The organism is Pseudomonas nitroreducens TX1 (genome assembly GCF_000313755.1).
Classification (GTDB): Bacteria; Pseudomonadota; Gammaproteobacteria; order Pseudomonadales; family Pseudomonadaceae; genus Pseudomonas; species Pseudomonas nitroreducens_A.
The window spans coordinates 22,905-38,738 of record NZ_AMZB01000108.1 but is presented as its reverse complement, the minus strand read 5'-3'; the positions used below and the strand labels follow the sequence as shown (position 1 = coordinate 38,738).

General features: G+C 65.9%; 21 protein-coding genes. 9 read left to right on the top strand and 12 right to left on the bottom strand.

Annotation, left to right across the window (positions count from 1 at the left end):
* Window positions 1-383: 383 nt before the first annotated feature.
* The 5 genes from C167_RS0113135 (at window position 384) to C167_RS0113115 (ending at window position 6,082) form a co-directional block, all read left to right on the top strand.
* Window positions 384-1,076 (top strand): gluconate 2-dehydrogenase subunit 3 family protein, encoded by a 693-nt coding sequence (locus tag C167_RS0113135; protein ID WP_017518746.1) that lies wholly within the window; start codon window positions 384-386, stop codon window positions 1,074-1,076.
* A 2-nt stretch (window positions 1,077-1,078) separates the two neighbouring features.
* Entirely contained in the window at window positions 1,079-2,863 is a 1,785-nt protein-coding gene (locus tag C167_RS0113130) for a GMC family oxidoreductase (protein ID WP_017518745.1), read from the top strand.
* A gap of 14 nt (window positions 2,864-2,877) precedes the next feature.
* Window positions 2,878-4,173 carry a cytochrome c gene (locus C167_RS0113125; RefSeq protein ID WP_017518744.1) on the top strand — a complete coding sequence of 432 codons (1,296 nt, stop codon included), beginning with the start codon at window positions 2,878-2,880 and terminating at the stop codon, window positions 4,171-4,173.
* A 50-nt stretch (window positions 4,174-4,223) separates the two neighbouring features.
* Window positions 4,224-4,742 carry a hypothetical protein gene (locus C167_RS0113120; RefSeq protein ID WP_017518743.1) on the top strand — a complete coding sequence of 173 codons (519 nt, stop codon included), beginning with the start codon at window positions 4,224-4,226 and terminating at the stop codon, window positions 4,740-4,742.
* A 173-nt stretch (window positions 4,743-4,915) separates the two neighbouring features.
* Entirely contained in the window at window positions 4,916-6,082 is a 1,167-nt protein-coding gene (locus C167_RS0113115) for a zinc-dependent alcohol dehydrogenase (protein WP_017518742.1), read from the top strand.
* Window positions 6,083-6,124: 42 nt separating this feature from the next.
* On the opposite strand, the gene C167_RS0113110 is transcribed toward C167_RS0113115, so the two are convergent.
* The 3 genes from C167_RS0113110 to C167_RS0113100 all read right to left on the bottom strand — a co-directional run bounded on the left by C167_RS0113110 (window position 6,125) and on the right by C167_RS0113100 (window position 7,336).
* Window positions 6,125-6,310 (bottom strand): hypothetical protein, encoded by a 186-nt coding sequence (locus C167_RS0113110; protein WP_017518741.1) that lies wholly within the window; start codon window positions 6,308-6,310, stop codon window positions 6,125-6,127.
* Window positions 6,311-6,419: 109 nt separating this feature from the next.
* Window positions 6,420-6,758 (bottom strand): DUF2892 domain-containing protein, encoded by a 339-nt coding sequence (locus C167_RS0113105; protein WP_017518740.1) that lies wholly within the window; start codon window positions 6,756-6,758, stop codon window positions 6,420-6,422.
* Window positions 6,755-7,336: a hypothetical protein gene (locus C167_RS0113100; RefSeq protein WP_017518739.1), complete on the bottom strand. Its 582-nt coding sequence runs from the start codon at window positions 7,334-7,336 to the stop codon at window positions 6,755-6,757. The genes C167_RS0113105 and C167_RS0113100 overlap by 4 nt, the downstream gene beginning before the upstream one ends.
* 177 nt (window positions 7,337-7,513) lie before the next feature.
* On the opposite strand from C167_RS0113100, the gene C167_RS0113095 reads away from it, so the two are divergent.
* Complete coding sequence (locus C167_RS0113095; RefSeq protein WP_017518738.1) at window positions 7,514-8,587, top strand: flavodoxin family protein; 1,074 nt, start codon at window positions 7,514-7,516, stop codon at window positions 8,585-8,587.
* 1 nt (window position 8,588) lies between these two features.
* Here C167_RS0113095 and C167_RS34480 read toward each other — a convergent pair whose 3' ends face one another.
* Window positions 8,589-8,741, bottom strand: a complete 153-nt coding sequence (locus C167_RS34480; RefSeq protein WP_157791837.1) for a hypothetical protein — start codon at window positions 8,739-8,741, stop codon at window positions 8,589-8,591.
* Between the two features lie 243 nt (window positions 8,742-8,984).
* Between C167_RS34480 and C167_RS0113085 the strand changes: the two genes are divergently transcribed.
* The gene (locus tag C167_RS0113085; protein WP_017518736.1) at window positions 8,985-10,055 is read left to right on the top strand and encodes a M28 family peptidase; all 1,071 of its coding nucleotides are present in this window, start codon (window positions 8,985-8,987) and stop codon (window positions 10,053-10,055) included.
* A gap of 207 nt (window positions 10,056-10,262) precedes the next feature.
* Here C167_RS0113085 and C167_RS0113080 read toward each other — a convergent pair whose 3' ends face one another.
* On the bottom strand, window positions 10,263-10,511 hold the full coding sequence (locus C167_RS0113080) for a hypothetical protein (protein ID WP_157791836.1): 249 nt from the start codon (window positions 10,509-10,511) through the stop codon (window positions 10,263-10,265).
* Window positions 10,512-10,814: 303 nt separating this feature from the next.
* Here C167_RS0113080 and C167_RS0113075 point away from each other — a divergent pair, with 303 nt between their 5' ends.
* On the top strand, window positions 10,815-11,069 hold the full coding sequence (locus tag C167_RS0113075) for a DUF1652 domain-containing protein (RefSeq protein ID WP_017518734.1): 255 nt from the start codon (window positions 10,815-10,817) through the stop codon (window positions 11,067-11,069).
* 134 nt (window positions 11,070-11,203) lie between these two features.
* On the opposite strand, the gene xth is transcribed toward C167_RS0113075, so the two are convergent.
* Together xth and C167_RS0113065 are read right to left on the bottom strand one after the other, a co-directional pair.
* Entirely contained in the window at window positions 11,204-12,016 is an 813-nt protein-coding gene (xth, locus tag C167_RS0113070; RefSeq protein WP_017518733.1) for an exodeoxyribonuclease III, read from the bottom strand.
* A gap of 3 nt (window positions 12,017-12,019) precedes the next feature.
* On the bottom strand, window positions 12,020-12,580 hold the full coding sequence (locus C167_RS0113065; RefSeq protein WP_017518732.1) for a type 1 glutamine amidotransferase domain-containing protein: 561 nt from the start codon (window positions 12,578-12,580) through the stop codon (window positions 12,020-12,022).
* A gap of 214 nt (window positions 12,581-12,794) precedes the next feature.
* Here C167_RS0113065 and C167_RS0113060 point away from each other — a divergent pair, with 214 nt between their 5' ends.
* Complete coding sequence (locus C167_RS0113060) at window positions 12,795-13,055, top strand: hypothetical protein (protein ID WP_017518731.1); 261 nt, start codon at window positions 12,795-12,797, stop codon at window positions 13,053-13,055.
* A 111-nt stretch (window positions 13,056-13,166) separates the two neighbouring features.
* Here C167_RS0113060 and C167_RS0113055 read toward each other — a convergent pair whose 3' ends face one another.
* The 5 genes from C167_RS0113055 to C167_RS0113035 all read right to left on the bottom strand — a co-directional run bounded on the left by C167_RS0113055 (window position 13,167) and on the right by C167_RS0113035 (window position 15,576).
* The gene (locus tag C167_RS0113055) at window positions 13,167-13,580 is read right to left on the bottom strand and encodes a CBS domain-containing protein (RefSeq protein WP_026079006.1); all 414 of its coding nucleotides are present in this window, start codon (window positions 13,578-13,580) and stop codon (window positions 13,167-13,169) included.
* Between the two features lie 124 nt (window positions 13,581-13,704).
* Window positions 13,705-14,256, bottom strand: a complete 552-nt coding sequence (locus C167_RS0113050) for an ATP-dependent Clp protease proteolytic subunit (protein ID WP_017518729.1) — start codon at window positions 14,254-14,256, stop codon at window positions 13,705-13,707.
* Window positions 14,257-14,342: 86 nt separating this feature from the next.
* A complete protein-coding gene (locus C167_RS34100; RefSeq protein ID WP_017518728.1) occupies window positions 14,343-14,516 on the bottom strand; it encodes a hypothetical protein in 174 nt (57 codons plus the stop codon).
* 79 nt (window positions 14,517-14,595) lie between these two features.
* Window positions 14,596-14,988: a response regulator gene (locus tag C167_RS0113040; protein WP_017518727.1), complete on the bottom strand. Its 393-nt coding sequence runs from the start codon at window positions 14,986-14,988 to the stop codon at window positions 14,596-14,598.
* Window positions 14,989-15,156: 168 nt separating this feature from the next.
* Window positions 15,157-15,576: a low affinity iron permease family protein gene (locus tag C167_RS0113035; protein WP_026079005.1), complete on the bottom strand. Its 420-nt coding sequence runs from the start codon at window positions 15,574-15,576 to the stop codon at window positions 15,157-15,159.
* Between the last annotated feature and the right edge of the window lie 258 nt (window positions 15,577-15,834).

Sequence of the window (15,834 nt, the reverse complement as noted above, 5' to 3'; positions counted from 1 at the left end):
GGGGCTCGGGTTGGCCGAGCCCGGCGCGCTGCGTTGCCCTGGCATCGGCATATGCCGCGCAGCGCAGCGGCCTAGCACAGGACGATCCTTCGCTGTGCCCGCCAACCTGCTAGGTTGAAGGTGGCGTCTTCTCCATGTCTCCTGCCCTCGCTTGCGAGGGCATTTTTTTGCGCCGCTGTTGCGCCCTGGTGCATGGAGGCTGGCGGCGCTTCACGGGCGCGAACGTTGCCCGCTCGATCCGCACGCCGAATCCCGAGTGCCGTACGGCAAGCATTGCGGCCGTGCCCGTTCATCGAACTCGCTGAACTTTCCCCCACCACAATCCTTCGCACCTGTATGCCGGCCGTTGCCGCCATCTGTACGCCTGCGGAGGTTTTTTCAGCATGTCCGATCTTCCTGATCAGGGCCGCCGTGCCTTTCTGCGTCATTCGCTGACGCTCATCCCGGTGGTCTCCCTGGGTACCAGCGTGCCGTTGCTCGCCGCCGGCGACAGCGCGCCGGACTACAAGCCGACGTTTTTCTCGCCGCCGGAGTGGAGCTTCCTGCAGGCCGCCGTGGCGCGCCTGATCCCCGCCGACCAGCTCGGCCCCGGTGCGCTGGAAGCGGGTGTGCCGGAGTACATCGACCGGCAAATGCAGACGCCCTACGCCGCAGGGGAGCAGTGGTACATGCAGGGCCCGTTCGATGAGCAGGCGCCCGCCAGCATGGGTTACCAGCTGCGCCTGAACCTCCAGCAACTGGTGCGCCAGGGCATCGGCCAGAGCGACGCGCTGGCGCAATCGCGGCACGGCCGGGCTTTCGCCTCGCTCAAGACCCAGGAGCAGGAAGCGTTACTGCGCGAGATCGAGTCGGGCAAGGTGGATTTCGAGGGCGTGCCCGCTTCGGCGTTCTTCTCCGCCCTGCTGCAACTGACCCGCGAAGGCTTCTTCTGCGACCCGGTACACGGCGGCAATCGCGGCATGGTCGGCTGGAAGCTGGTGGGCTTCCCCGGCGCCCGCGCCGACTTCATGGACTGGATCGAGCGCGGCGAGCGCTATGCCTATCCGCCCGTATCCCTTGACGGCCGGAGGGGTTGAGCATGGCGAAGACGATGAAGAAGGCCGACGTGGTGATAGTCGGCTTCGGCTGGACAGGCGCCATCATGGCCAAGGAACTGACCGAGGCCGGGCTCAACGTGGTCGCCCTGGAGCGCGGGCCGATGCAGGACAGCTACCCGGACGGCTCCTACCCCCAGGTGATCGACGAACTCACCTACAGCATCCGCAAGAAGCTGTTCCAGAACCTTGCCAAGGAAACCCTCACCGTGCGCCACACGGTCAACGACACCGCGCTGCCCTACCGGCAACTGGGCGTGTTCCTGCCCGGCAACGGCGTTGGTGGCGCGGGGCTGCACTGGTCCGGCGTGCACTTTCGCGTCGACCCGGTAGAGCTGCGCCTGCGCAGCCATTACGAGGAGCGCTACGGCAAGGCTTTCATTCCCGAGGGCATGACCATCCAGGATTTCGGCGTCAGCTATGACGAACTGGAGCCGTACTTCGATTTTGCCGAGAAGGTCTTCGGCACGTCCGGCAGTCCCTGGTCGGTGAAGGGCGAGGTCATCGGCGAGGGCAAGGGCGGCAACCGTTTCGCGGCCGACCGATCCGACCACTTCCCGCTGCCGGCGCAGAAGCGCACCTTCTCCGCACAGCTGTTCGACAAGGCCGCCAGCGAGGTCGGTTACCACCCCTACGACCTGCCGTCGGCCAACACCAGCGGGCCCTACGTCAACCCCTACGGCGCGCAGATGGGCCCGTGCAACTTCTGCGGCTTCTGCAGCGGCTACGTCTGCTACATGTACTCCAAGGCCTCGCCGAACCTGAATATCCTGCCGGCGCTGCGCCAGGTGCCGAACTTCGAGCTGCGGCCCAATTCCCATGTGCTCAAGGTCAATCTCGATGCCAGCAAGCGCCGCGCCACCGGCGTGACCTACATCGACGCCCAGGGCGCGGAGACGGTGCAGGCAGCGGACCTGGTGATAGTCGGCGCCTTCCAGTTGCACAACGTGCGCCTGATGCTGCTCTCGGGCATCGGCAAGCCCTACGACCCGCGCACCGGCGAAGGGGTGATCGGCAAGAACTTCGCCTACCAGAACATGGCCACCATCAAGGCCTTCTTCGATACCGATACCTTCACCAATCCCTTCGTCGGAGCAGGCGGCGCGGGCGTCGGCGTGGACGATTTCAACGCCGACAACTTCGACCACGGCCCCCACGGTTTCGTCGGCGGCTCCCCCTTCTGGGTCAACCAGGCCGGCACCAAGCCCATCTCCGGCATCACCGTGCCGCCGGGCACGCCTGGCTGGGGCACGGCGTGGAAGGCCGCCGCCGCGACCTCCTACACCCACCACCTGTCCATGGACTCCCACGGCGCGCACCAGTCCTACCGTGGCAATTACCTGGACCTCGACCCGACTTACCGCGACGCCTTCGGCATGCCGCTACTGCGCATGACCTTCGACTGGCAGGAGAACGACATCCGCATGAACCAGTTCATGGTGGAGAAGATGCAGGCCATCGCCAAAGCGATGGATCCCAGGCAACTGATGATCATCGGCAAGAAGCCGGGCGACCACTTCAACACCACGGCCTACCAGACCACCCACCTGAACGGCGGCGTGATCATGGGCGAGTCGCCGCGCACCAGTGCGCTCAACCGCTACCTGCAGAGCTGGGACGTGCCCAACGTCTTCGTGGTCGGCGCGTCGGCCTTTCCCCAGGGCCTGGGCTACAACCCCACCGGGTTGGTGGCCGCCCTCACCTACTGGTCGGCACGGGCAATCCGCGAGCAGTACCTGAAGAACCCCGGCCCGCTGGTGCAGGCCTAGGACAGGAGACCGACATGAAAGGGCCGCTGGTACTCCTGCTGCTGATCGCCGCGAACCTCGCACAAGCCGAAACCGATTCCCGCGCAGAACCGGTACGACGGGGCGCATACCTGGCCCGCGCGGCCGACTGCGTCGCCTGCCACACGGCGCCCGACGGCAAACCGTTCGCCGGCGGCCTGACGATGCAGACGCCGATCGGCGCGATCTACTCCACCAACATCACGCCGGACCGTGACACCGGCATCGGTGACTACAGCTTCGAGGATTTCGACCAGGCCGTTCGCCATGGCGTGGGCAAGCGCAGCGGATCGCTGTACCCCGCCATGCCCTTCCCTTCCTACGCACGCATCACCGACGACGACATGCAGGCGCTCTACGCCTACTTCATGCAGGGTGTGCCGGCGGTCAAGCAGGCCAACCGCGACAGCGAGATTCCCTGGCCGCTGTCCATGCGCTGGCCGTTGGCGATGTGGCGCTGGATGTTCGCCCCGGAGGTGGCAGACTTCCGCCCCGGCGACAGCCAGGACGACGTTAAGGCGCGCGGTGCGTACCTGGTGGAAGTGCTCGGCCACTGCGGCGCATGCCATACGCCGCGCGCCATCACCCTGCAGGAAAAGGCGCTGGATGCGCGCGGCGAGGCCTTCCTCGCCGGTGGCGCGCCGCTCGAAGGCTGGGTTGCGGGCAACCTGCGCAGCGATAACCGCCACGGCCTGGGCAGTTGGAGCGAGGATGAGCTGGTGGCCTTCCTGCGCAGCGGGCGAAACCAGCGTACCGCCGTCTTCGGCGGGATGACCGAGGTCATCCGGCACAGCACCCAGCACCTGAGCGAAAGCGACCTGCGCGCCATCGCCAGGTACCTGGCCGCCCTGCCGCCCCGCGAGCCGAATCTGGGCCCCTACCAGTATGATGACGCGGTCGCCAAGGCACTTTGGAAAGGCGATGACAGCCAGCCCGGCGCGGCGGCTTACATCGACAACTGTGCCGCCTGCCATCGCACCGACGGCCAGGGCTACAAGAATGCCTTCCCGGCGCTGGCCGGCAACCCGGTCCTGCAGGACGCCGACGCCACCTCGGTCGTCAACATCATCCTGCGCGGCAGCAAGTTGCCGGGCATGCAGCATGCGCCGTCAAGCCTGACCATGCCACCCTTCGGCTGGCGCCTGGATGACCAGCAGGTCGCCGACCTGACCAACTTCGTGCGCAACAGCTGGGGCAACGGTGCGCCGCCCATCGACGCCGACGCGGTGCGCAAGGTCCGCAGGGAACCTGCCAGCGGGCATATCGTCAGCCCCGTGGGGATCATTCCCTGACGCCAGGGCGAAAACCTCAATCCCACCCATGACAACAAGGGAGCCTATCGGTGTCGCGGCTGATCACCGCTCCAGGCGAAGAGCCGGAGCCCGACAACATCCACATGTTCGGCACGCCCAAGGAGCGGCTGGATTTCTACCGGCGCGAGATCCACTACGAGATGGGCATGCTGTCCAGCCGGACCAACGCCTACCTCACCGCGCAGTCGTTCCTGGTCATCGCCTATGCCTCGTCCATGGCCAACCTGAATCCGGCCTGGGGCGAGGTGTTCACCCTGGTGATTCCCGGCCTGCTGGCCCTGCTGGGGCTGGTCAACTCGCTGCATGCCTGGCCGGGCATCCAGGCTTCGTCCGACATCATCCACCACTGGCATTTCAAGCAGACACAACTGCTGCGCAGCGAGCCGAAGATGGGCCGCGCCTACGACGAATCACCCTTGTTCAGCGAGCGGGAATCCGACCGGGCTAGCTTCGACAAGTCACTGTTGTTCTCGCGGCGCACGCCCTTCCTGTTCGCTGGCTTCTGGGGACTCATGGCGCTGTTCTCGCTGTGGGTGCAGATCAGCTAGCCCGGCTGCCAGCGGACTCGCCGCCGGGGAAGAAATCTGAACAGCTGTCCCGGCCGTGGTTCACAGCAGTCATGGGCGCGCTGCGATGTCAGGCCGCACGTCCCTCCTCCGGGCGCCCCGCGCCTCCCCACCGAGCAGGCGCACTCCCCAGTCGCCTGCGACAGGAGACTTTCATGCGAGCACTGACCTACCACGGCAGCCACGACGTACGCGTCGACAATGTACCCGACCCGGTCCTCAAGGAAGCGGACGACATCATTCTCAAGGTCACCGCCACCGCGATCTGCGGCTCGGACCTGCACCTCTACCGCGGCAAGATCCCCAGGGTGGAAAGCGGCGACATCCTCGGCCACGAGTTCATGGGCATAGTCGAGGAAGTCGGCAGCGGCGTCACCGCCGTGCAGCCGGGCGACAGGGTCATCATCCCCTTCGTCATCGCCTGCGGGCAGTGCTTCTTCTGTCAGATGAACCTGCACGCGGCCTGCGAAACCACCAACGACGGGCGCGGCGCGATCCTCAACAAGAAGCAGATTCCACCCGGCGCGGCGTTGTTCGGCTACAGCCACCTCTACGGCGGCGTGCCCGGCGGCCAGGCGGAATATGTGCGGGTGCCCAAGGCCAATGCCGGGCCCTTCGTGGTGCCGGACATCCTCGACGATGAACGCGTGCTGTTCCTCACCGACATCCTGCCCACCGGCTACCAGGCGGTGATCAATGCCGGCGTCGGCCCCGGCAGCAGCGTGGCGATCTACGGCGCGGGCCCGGTCGGGCTGATGGCTGCCGCCTGTGCGCGGATGCTGGGCGCCGAGCGGATCTTCATGGTCGATCACCACGCCTACCGGCTGCATTTCGCCGAGCAGACCTACGGCGCCATTGCCATCAACTTCGACATCGATGACGACCCGGCGGCGACCATCATCTCGCAGACGCCCGGGCATCGCGGGGTCGACGCGGTGATAGATGCCGTGGGCTTCGAGGCCAAGGGCAGCACGACCGAGACGGTCCTTACCGCGCTGAAGGTCGAGACCAGCAGCGGCAAGGCGCTGCGCCAGTGCATCGCGGCGGTGCGACGTGGCGGCACGGTCAGCGTGCCGGGTGTGTATGCCGGCTTCATCCACGGCTTTTTGTTCGGCGATGCGTTCGACAAGGGGCTCACCTTCAGGATGGGCCAGACCCATGTACAACCCTTGCTGCCAAAACTGCTGGAGGCGATCAACGAGGGCAGCCTGCGCCCCGAGGAAATCATCACCCACCGCATGACGCTGGACGAAGCCGCCCAGGGCTACGACATCTTCAACCGCAAGCTGGAGGATTGCCGCAAGGTCATCCTGCGCCCCTGAGCGAGCCGCCCGGCGCAAGGCCGGGCGGCTGTGGCGCGGGCATCAGCCGGGACGGTTCTCTTCTCCGATCCCGGCGATGTCCGGGTCACTGGGAGAGACCTCGGGTTCTTCGCTGGGCGGCTGGTCGGCGCGGTCGCCGTCCTTTTCCCATTCTGGATGCAACTCGCCGGGAATGTTCTGGCGGCCGGCCTCGGTGCCCTGGCGGGGCGAATCGTTCTGCGGGTTCATGGGCAATCTCCTGCGATGGTTACATCAGCGTGGAGCCGCCGGCGCACAGGGAGTTCGACCTTGCCGACGGGCGAACTCGCCGGTCGCGCCCGGGTAACCGGCATGCTCGTCATTCCTCGTAGCGTTTGAGTTGATCTCTCTCCGGGGCCAGCGGATTGTCCGCGGCGGGCCTGGCAGGCTCGAATCGCTGGCTCATCTGCTCGATTCGCGCGGCCAGGGCGTGCAGGCGTGCGGCGACCTGGTGCAACTCCCGCCCCGGCTCGCGCAACAGCGCTTTGGCATGGCAATGCCCGTAGGCGCCGCGCAGGCCGAACAGGACACCGGCTGCTATCCAGGGCAGCGCAACCCGCCGTTGCAACACCGCAGCGGTCAGGACCAGGCTGGCGCCGATCGACAGGGCGCGCTCGGCGCCTTGCAAGCGACCGGTGTCGGATGGGTGCGAGTTCATGGTCGATGTTCCTCCAGGTGCGATGGCTGATGATGCCGTGCTGCGCGGTGGCAACGCAGCAGTTCCTCCAGGTACGGCAGGACCGCGAACAGCAAGGTGGCGACGATGATGCTGGCCACGTAAACGTCAGGCAGCGCCGGTTCCTTGCGGCGCAGGGCGAATTCCGCGCGCTCCCAGTTGCCGGGCAGCAACGCGCTGGCCTGATCCCAGTGCAGCAGGCACACGACGCTGATGGCCATGAACGGGATCAGCTCCAGGAAGCTGTGCACGTGCTGCTCGAAGGGCGAAACCCGACGCCGTTGCACGGCCATGCTCACATCCCACAAGGCCGTCAGTTCATGGGCGAGGAAGCAGGCCAGCATCAGCAGGATCAGCCCGGCATTGATCTGCAGGAACAGGGCAGCCTGCAGCGGCACGCCAACCTCCAGCAGCATCAACAGGTGCAGCGCCGATTCGCCGGTGCCACTGGTATGGGCAATGGCCGTCCGGCGGTGGCACAGCCAGTCGGCAAAGCCTGCAACCAACCAGAGCGGCAGCAGGAAATACATCAGGTATCCGGTCGAATGCGCGGCTTGCATGAGGTCCTCCGACACCCGTCGTCTTCGGCTGACTGGGGGCGGCCAGCAAGGTTCAGCCGCCCTGCCCGAAGGTCCTGTGCGTCACCGCCGGGGCAAATCTTTGAACTCGGCGGTGCTGCGCTTTTCGCAACAGCATGGACCGCTACGGCAGTGATCCCGCTGCCCGAAGGAGACGTGATGAACATCCGCCCGCGCCACGGCGAGGCGCCGGAGAAGATCGACCGCGCGACCTTCTCCGCGCGTTTTCGCGAACGCTTCAAGGACCCCGCCTACCGCGCCGAGGACGCCGCCCTGCAGCGCATCGAACGCATCGCCTGGGAGGCCTACCAGGACAGCCGCAAGGCGCCACTCAAGCGCAGGGCCGGGCCTGGCTACGCCGACCCGGAGTACGAACTGGCGCTGGACTGGCTCGAGGCGCGCCAGGCGATCCATGCCGCCGAGCGGCAACGCCTGGCGCGCACCCTGCCGCCGCGCGTGCTGGTGGTCACCGGTTCGGCGCGCAATGACGGCAGTTGCCCCGGCGAGCTGTCCAAGAGCTGGCGCATGGCGCGCCTGGCGGAGGTCGAACTGCGCCTGGCGGGTATCGAGGCGGATCTGCTCGACCTCAGCCTGCTCACCTCCGAATACGGTCAGCGCATCTTTCCCTGCAAGGCCTGCGTATCCACTGCCATGCCGCTCTGCCACTGGCCGTGCAGTTGCTACCCCAACCACTCGCTGGACCAGGTGGGCGACGTGATGAACGCCATCTACCCGCGCTGGGTCGCGGCCGATGGCGTGCTGCTGATTACACCGGTGTACTGGTACCAGTCCCCCAGCCCACTGAAGCTGATGATCGACCGCCTGGTCTGCGCGGACGGCGGCAACCCCGACCCGACCAGCACCCACGGCAAGGATGCGGCCCAGGCCAAGCGCATCGAACTGGACGGCTGGCCCTATCCCAAACACCTGGCGGGGCGCGCTTATGGCGTGGTGGTGCACGGCGACGTGGCCGGTATCGAGGGTGTGCGCCATGCACTTTCGGACTGGCTGGACTGGATGGGCCTGGTGGATGCCGGCGCCATCGCGCGCCTGGATCGCTACGTCGGCTACTATCGCCCGTATGCCACCAGCCACGATGAACTGGACTCGGATACGGCGGTACAGGAAGAAGTGCGCAATGCCGCCCGCGCGCTGGCCATGGCCGTACGCGATCTGCGCGAGGACAGGCTGTCCCGTCCCGGCGCGCGGCTCCAGGCCCCGCGGCCGAAGTGAATCAGCCGGCCGCCTCCTCGAAGCTCACGTCGCGCACGTTATGCGCCTCCACGTGACGGCGGATGGTGTGGTAGAGCAGCTGGAAGCCTTGCAGGTCGTTGACCGGGATGCGCAAGTGGCGGGCCACGTGGAACCAGGCGCGGGCTTCGCTCATCACGGGGTCGTCGGTATGGAATTCGAATGCCTGGCCGTTCCTCACAAAGTGGACGCGGTACCGCTTGGCCAACGACTCCTGCTGCATGGCGCCTCCGATTCATGGCTCTGCTCCAAGCACTGACTGGCGTGGCCGCCGAGCGGTTCCATCTGAAAAGCTCGGTCGGCTCGCCCGGCCGATCGGTTGAACCTCGGCGCCGCCCGGCGAGTCCTCCGCTCAGCATCACTGACAGGAGTAACGCCGATGGAAGCTGTTCATCCCACCCCGCCCGGCAGTGGCAACCGCCTGCTCGATGAGCTGCTGTTCGCCCGCGGCCCTGGCGGGCAGGAAGACGAGGTGCGCGCTGTCTGCCATGGAGAGCTGGTGAAATCCTGCGACCGCGTCTGGACCGATCCCGCCGGCAACCTCATCGGCCTGATCAAGGGCGCGCCGGACAATGGCCCGGCGGTGAAAGTCATGGCGCATCTGGATGAAATTGCCATGATCGTCAAGCGTGTCGAGGCGGATGGAGGGTTGCGGGTGGTGGCGTTGGGCGGCGCGAACCCGGTCAACTTCGGCGTCTGCCCGGTAGACATTCTCGCAGAGGCTGGCGCGCTGCCGGGGGTGCTGTCGTTTGGTTCGATGCACGTCACCCGCGAGTCGCCCCAGGGCAAGGATGTGCAAAGCGGCGCGGTGCAATGGGCGGACGTGCACGTGGTGACGCGCCTGAGCAAGGACCAGCTGCGCGAAGCCGGAGTGCGGCCGGGGACACGGGTGGTGTTGTCCCGGCATTGGCGCCAGCCTTGGCGCGTCGGCGATGCCATCGCCGCGCACTTCCTCGATGACCGTGCGCCGGTGGCCGCCTGCATCGAATGCGCCGCGCTGCTCGCGGCGCGCCGGCATGAGCTGGGTTGCGACGTGTATTTCGTCTTCACCACCATGGAGGAGGAATCCAATTCCGGCGCCATGTATGCCGCCAGGGTTCTGCCCGGCGACGTGACGCTCGCCATCGAGGTCGCCCCGGTACTGCCGGAGTACGCGACGCAATTGAGCGTCGACCCGGTGATCAATACCGGCGACCAGAAGGCCTATTACACCCGCTCGGTGGCCGAGCAGCTGTATCGCGCCGGGGTGCGCAGCGGCTACCAGCCGCAATACGCACTGCTGCTGGACTTCGCCTCCGACGCCAGTGCCGTACTGGCCAGCGGCATCTCCCCGCAGACCGGTTGCCTGGGCATCCCAACGGAGAACACCCACGGCTACGAGATGGTGCTGGCCGACGGCATTTCTGCCTGCGCGCGCACGCTGGCGCAATACCTGGCGGATTTCGCCTGATGGCGTGACATTCGGCTGTCGCCTGTCGGCGATTCCCGGGCATGGCCCGCCTGCCTCAACATCGCGCCGCGCGCCGAAGGCAGAGGAACGGAACTTTCAGAGAAAGACAGTGGTTCCTGCAGTTGACGCCGGGCATCGGCATGGCCTTCCGCCGGCAGGAGCGGAGCCTCCGCAAGGGTTGTCCGCAACGCCTACCCATCGGGCTCATCAATGCCGCATTCGTCGTTGCTCCTCGCCAAGCCGGATCACCTGGCGGGCGAACTCCAGTGGGGCGATTCCGGTGCGCTGGGCCGAATGGCACAGCTCTGCCCAGCCTTTCTGCTGCCGGTGAAGAGCGTGTTCTGCCGCCGTGGCGCCGAGGGGCACGCTGCGCTCGATTTCCTCGGCCAATGCGGGCACGAGACTCAGGAAAGCGGAGACCGCCGCTTCCATCAGCTGAGAATTGTCTTCACTCACGATCCGGCCTTGCCTCTGGCTCACTCCCTGCGGTGTCGCCCCCGGTGGACGGGGCGGCTGACCCTTGTCCGGGCGGAAAAAATCTAGCGCAACGCGGCGGCACGTTCAGCGTCATTGGACGAGCGGCAGGCCAGGCGGCAAGCCTGTGCAAACTGCAATGCGTGCGGGGGGCCACCTTGCAGATTCCGAGCGTGCTGCACGGTGCCATGCCGCTTGCGCCGGCGCGCAGGGTTGGCCTGCTGATTGCTCCCTGAATGGTTTACCCAAGCGTGCCCGACAAGCACCGACAACAAGGGGGCAATCATGCAGGAATTCATCCTGGCCAAAGACGTACTGGAAGCCTGCTTCGCACATCTGGATTGCGAGTGCACGCTGGAGCGCGACGCCACGCTCTCGGTGCGTCTCGCGGCGCTGGACACCGGGGAAATCATTCTCGCCGCCGCGCGCATCCAGCCTGAGCACTGGGCCAGCGTGACGGCGGTTGCGTCGTTGGCGCTGACCTTGCGTCGCGCCCTGGCGCTCACCGACTCCGCCTCGATGATCGGCGCGCCGCACTGAGATCGGCAGAGACGGACTCTCCGGGGGCGAAGGGCAGCCCTGCGGGTCGGCATGCCCGGTGCAGAAGCGGATTCATCCACGATTGACTCCGCCTCACGCCGCTCCCCTCCAACCGTCGCCCCCAGGGTTTGCCCCTATCCGCCCTTGGCACTGGGTCGCCGCAAACTCACCCAGGTCGGCGCGTGGTCGCTGGCGTGCTCCTCCCCGCGCACCCAGGTGTCCACTCCCGCATCCAGAAGGCTGTCCGCCAGGCTGCGGCTGAGCAGCAGGTGATCGATGCGCAACCCGGCGTTGCGCTGCCAATGGTTACGGAAGTAGTCCCAGAAGGTGTAGATGCGCTCCTCGCGATAGCGCTGTCGCAGTGCGTCCGTCCAGCCCTGCTGCAGCAGCCGGGCGTAGCATTCGCGGGACTCGGGCTGCAACAAGGCGTCCTTCTTCCAGGAGCGGGTGTCATAGATGTCGAAGTCGGTCGGCACCACGTTGAAGTCCCCGGCGAGCACTATCGGGTGCCCGCTGTCCATGAGGTCGGCGGCATGGCGGATGAGGTGCTCGAACCAGTCCAGCTTGTAGTCGAACTTCGGGCCCGGCTGCGGGTTTCCGTTGGGTAGATAAAGGCAGCCCACCAGCACGCCGTGCACGGCCGCTTCGAGGTAGCGGCTTTGGCTGTCCGCCTCGTTGCCCGGCAGGCCGCGGCGCACCTCCAGCGGTTGCGCACCGCGGGCAAGGATGGCTACGCCGTTCCAGGAGGTCTGGCCCTGCCAGATCGCCCCGTATCCGGCCGCTTCCAACGCCTGCACGGGGAATCGACTGTCGGGTGCCTTGAGTTCCTGGAGGCACACGACATCCGGTGCCTCGCGCTCAAGCCAGGCGAGCAGCCCGGCCAGGCGCGTCTGGATGCCATTGACGTTGAAGGTGGCGATACGCAGCGCCGAAGCTCGCTTGGCCATGCCTCAGGCCGCCTGCAAAGCCTTGCCGATGGCTTCATTGAAAGCTGGCAGGTCGCCGGGGTTGCGCGAGGTGATCAACGTCCAGCCCTGGGCCGGGCAGACCTGCACCTGGGCGTCCACCCAATCGGCGCCGGAATTCACCAGATCGGTGCGCACGCTGGCGTAGGAGGTCAGCGATTTTCCGTCGGTGACGCCGGCATCGATCAGCAGCCAGGGGCCATGGCAGATGGCCGCGACCGGCTTGCCAGCATCGCGGAATTCCTTCACCAGGCGCTGTGCATCGGCGTCCTGGCGCAGGGTGTCGGCGTTCACCGTGCCGCCGGGTATCACCAGCAAATCGTAGTCGCCGGCCTTCAGGCCCTTGAGCTGGGTATCGGTGTTCACCGTCACGTCTTTCTCGCTGTCCTTCACCCAGGTCTGCGCTTCGCCGCCTTTCACGCTGGCGTGGGTGACGCTCGCGCCCTGCTCTTTCAGCGCCTGCATCGGCTTGAGCAGTTCGTCGCGCTCGATGCCGGAGTTGGCGGTGATGATCAGGACATTCTTGCCTTGCAGGTTGCTGCTCATGGTGTACCTCCGCTGACGCGCCAGTCTGGCGCAGGGAATGGGCGACGCCGAAGACGCCGCTGACCGTGTTGAAAACAGGAAGCGGGTGTGAGTTCGAATCAGTTGCCCAATGGCGACTCGGCCCATCACACGGGCCATGGTGAAATATTGGTAACGCGTTGCCATTTCCAGGCACAATCAACCGTAACGCGTTACCAAGCCCGAGGAGCTCAACGTGAAAGACGCCAAGGACAGAGCGACCCGCGACGCCTTCGAGGCCACACGCAAGGGCCGGCCGCGCAAGGAAGGCGCGATGACCAATGCGGAAAAACAGGCCGCCTACCGCAAGCGCCGCGCGGAGTCCGGCGGCGGTGCGGTGATGTTGAACAACGAAGAAATCTGGCTGATCTGCCACGCGCTGGACGGCAAGGTCTGGGAAGCGGACACCGAGCAACGGCAGAAGCTGATCGCCCGGCTGCGCAAGCGGGTCGTGTGAGCCGAAAGAGCGCGCAGGCAGCCAGACGCTGAACACTTGCCGGCTGGATTTCGCCGACAAGGCCCGCTCCTGCAGGAACGGACCTCGGCAGTGCTCGACGGGCAACGTCCATCAGTGCGCCCGCGCCACCCCGCGCAGGAGGTTGGCACTGACCTTGTCGGCGTTGCAGCTGGCCACGTTGGCCAGCGAAACGATGCCTACCAGGCGTTTCTCTCGATTGACCACGGCCAGGCGGCGCTTTTCGATCTGCGCCATGTTCCTGGCGACGTGGTCGACCGATTCGTCATCGAAGCAGTAGCAGACCTCGCCGCTCATGACTTCGCTCACCGGTGTCCGCGCATCCAGCCCATCGGCCAGGGCGCGTATCACCAGGTCGCGGTCGGTCACGATGCCGCTGAGCTGGTCGCCTTCGTTGACCAGCAAGGCGCCCACATCGATCTGCCGCATCAACACGGCAGCCTCCTGTAATGTGGTGTCCGGAGAAATTGTCCTGACTTCGCGGCTCATGATCTCGCGCACGGTCATGGCACCGTGCTCGCCGGAGCGGTCCTGCATGGATTGTGCTCGCATGATGGGTCCTCCTCTGGGTTGATGTCCCTCGGTGGAAAGACCTCGGCGGCAATGGTTCGGATTTTTTCCCCGGTGGCGCTCAGGCGTGGACGCTCCACTGGCAGGCGGCATCGTCGATCGGCAAGGCATCGATGGCGTGGATCAGGCCACAGGCCAGCGCCTCTTCCGGATCGAGGATCTTCGACTGCCCCGTCAGGCAACGGGGGATGTCCAGGTGCTCGGGGGCGCCGCGGGTGTGCTGGCTGACGATCTGGTCGTACAGGCGCAGGTCGTGCTCGAGGCTCGCGGCGTACTCCATCATGCGGGCGTGATCGACTGATCCGTGCAGGGTCCAGTGGAAGGGATGGAACAGGAACTTGCTCAGCGGGCAAGCCGTGCGGTGCTTCCCGGCCAGGAACAGGATATTGCCCATGGACTCGACCGTGCCGAGGTTGTGCGTGTCCACTTGCACCGGCAACGACAACAGGTAGTTGTACAGGCTGAAACCGTACGCACAATCACCGCCCATGGTGACGATGTTCAGTTGCAGGTGCGTGGCGCCCTGCTGCAGCGCCCGCGTGCAGGTACCGATGAGATTGCCGCAGGTGGACGAGTTGATCGGGCCGGTGAAGTGGATGATGTGCTTGGCCATGGCCTGCTCCTTTCTGGCGGACGGGTCTACTCTGCTGAGTCCCGGCAGGCGGCGCAGTCACCATCGGCGCGACGAATGGCACCGGGTCAATGCGTGCAGAGCACCTCGCTGACGCGGATGTCCGCTGGCGAATCACGTCCCACAGGCCCGTGCAGTGCGCGCAAGAAGCGCTCGGCCTGCTCGCGGTTCAGGCTTTCCTGGAGAAGTACGGTGCTCATCGGCTGGCCGTCGCGGCTGTAATGGATCAGGTAGGCGTGCATGGATGCTTGCTCCCGTTCAGCGCTGCAGGGGTGGCGACGGCAGGCTTGCCTGTCATCGCGACGCTTTTCGCAAGGCAGATTAGTTCAGCAGCCAGGGTTGCACCGGCGGATTGCGCAGGGTCCGCTGAATGGCGCCGTCCAGCTTGTCGAGTTCGATGGATTTGGGCAGTACCGGATAGGGCGCACCCTCCTCTTCCGCTTCTGCCCAGGGCGACAGCACCAGCACGCGCATGCGCGGGCGCAGCGGCAGGCAGGCTTCGATCAACGCGGCGCCGCTCAAGGGACCGGTCAGCTGTTCATCGATCAGGAACAGATCGATGACCGAGGACGATACCAGGTGCTCGATGGCTTCTTCTTCGCTCAGCGCACTGAGCACGGCGTGCCCCTGCCCCAGCAGGTGATCCTCCAGGCGCTGCAGTTGTTCGGGAGTTTCTTCCAGCACCAGGACCATCTTGTTGTTCAGCGTTTGCATGTTGCGTATCTCCCACTGTCGAGACAGGGAGCACAGCAAGTTCCACGCCGGCTTGGCGGTCCAGCCGGATGCCCGAAAATGGCGGGCTGCAGGCCGCATGATCGCGCAATGACATCAGCGAAATGCCCGAAGCGCAAAGTCCGGCAGATGCACAATGCCCGATGCGTTTCAGGTATCGCCATCGCCTGGCCGGTCCTGTTGCTCACGCCGCGCGACGTCCTGGGGCGTGCCGTCCCCGGCACATCCCTCACCCATCTTTTCGTAGGTCTTGCGCAGCTTCTGCAGTTCCTTGCTGTCCATTTCGTCCAGGCCCATCAACCTGTCGTGGGCGCGCTTGGTGGTGCGCAGCAGTTCGTCGATCTTGATGTGCAGCGCGTCGGTGTCTCGGTTCTGTGTGCTCTGGATGAGGAACACCATGAGGAAGGTGATGATGGTCGTCGAGGTATTGATCACCAGTTGCCAGGTGTCGTTGTAATGGAACAAGGGACCGCTCGCGGCCCAGATGAGCAGCAGTCCGCAGGCCAGGGCGAAGGTCAGTGGGCGGCCGGACCATTGCGACAGGGTCTGGGCGAAGCGCGAGAAGCTCATGCCGTGCTTCTTGCCGCCGTTGTCGTCCGTCGCGGACTTCGGTGGTTGGGCGCTCGCACGGGTGGGCTCGCGCGGTTCGGCCGAGGCGGTCTTGTCGGAACTCTGCGGACTCTGGCCTTCCCTGCCGGCAGGCTCGTTGTCGGGGACATCAGGATGCGGGGTCGACATGGCTGGGAAGCTCCGGAACGGTAATGGTCACCTCTCGCGGCGGGGTGGCTCTGTCGGGCGACTTGTCGCGAGGCGAGGCAGGTATGACGG

Bases quoted from the DNA above. Each gene is read 5' to 3' on its own strand.
- C167_RS0113135 (WP_017518746.1), top strand. From the start codon at position 384: ATGTCCGATCTTCCTGATCAGGGCCGCCGTGCCTTTCTGCGTCATTCG.
- C167_RS0113130 (WP_017518745.1), top strand. From the start codon at position 1,079: ATGGCGAAGACGATGAAGAAGGCCGACGTGGTGATAGTCGGCTTCGGC.
- C167_RS0113125 (WP_017518744.1), top strand. From the start codon at position 2,878: ATGAAAGGGCCGCTGGTACTCCTGCTGCTGATCGCCGCGAACCTCGCA.
- C167_RS0113115 (WP_017518742.1), top strand. From the start codon at position 4,916: ATGCGAGCACTGACCTACCACGGCAGCCACGACGTACGCGTCGACAAT.
- C167_RS0113110 (WP_017518741.1), bottom strand. From the start codon at position 6,310: ATGAACCCGCAGAACGATTCGCCCCGCCAGGGCACCGAGGCCGGCCGC.
- C167_RS0113105 (WP_017518740.1), bottom strand. From the start codon at position 6,758: ATGAACTCGCACCCATCCGACACCGGTCGCTTGCAAGGCGCCGAGCGC.
- C167_RS0113100 (WP_017518739.1), bottom strand. From the start codon at position 7,336: ATGCAAGCCGCGCATTCGACCGGATACCTGATGTATTTCCTGCTGCCG.
- C167_RS0113095 (WP_017518738.1), top strand. From the start codon at position 7,514: ATGAACATCCGCCCGCGCCACGGCGAGGCGCCGGAGAAGATCGACCGC.
- C167_RS34480 (WP_157791837.1), bottom strand. From the start codon at position 8,741: ATGAGCGAAGCCCGCGCCTGGTTCCACGTGGCCCGCCACTTGCGCATC.
- C167_RS0113085 (WP_017518736.1), top strand. From the start codon at position 8,985: ATGGAAGCTGTTCATCCCACCCCGCCCGGCAGTGGCAACCGCCTGCTC.
- C167_RS0113075 (WP_017518734.1), top strand. From the start codon at position 10,815: ATGCAGGAATTCATCCTGGCCAAAGACGTACTGGAAGCCTGCTTCGCA.
- xth (WP_017518733.1), bottom strand. From the start codon at position 12,016: ATGGCCAAGCGAGCTTCGGCGCTGCGTATCGCCACCTTCAACGTCAAT.
- C167_RS0113065 (WP_017518732.1), bottom strand. From the start codon at position 12,580: ATGAGCAGCAACCTGCAAGGCAAGAATGTCCTGATCATCACCGCCAAC.
- C167_RS0113055 (WP_026079006.1), bottom strand. From the start codon at position 13,580: ATGACCGTGCGCGAGATCATGAGCCGCGAAGTCAGGACAATTTCTCCG.
- C167_RS0113050 (WP_017518729.1), bottom strand. From the start codon at position 14,256: ATGGCCAAGCACATCATCCACTTCACCGGCCCGATCAACTCGTCCACC.
- C167_RS34100 (WP_017518728.1), bottom strand. From the start codon at position 14,516: ATGCACGCCTACCTGATCCATTACAGCCGCGACGGCCAGCCGATGAGC.
- C167_RS0113040 (WP_017518727.1), bottom strand. From the start codon at position 14,988: ATGCAAACGCTGAACAACAAGATGGTCCTGGTGCTGGAAGAAACTCCC.
- C167_RS0113035 (WP_026079005.1), bottom strand. From the start codon at position 15,576: ATGAGCTTCTCGCGCTTCGCCCAGACCCTGTCGCAATGGTCCGGCCGC.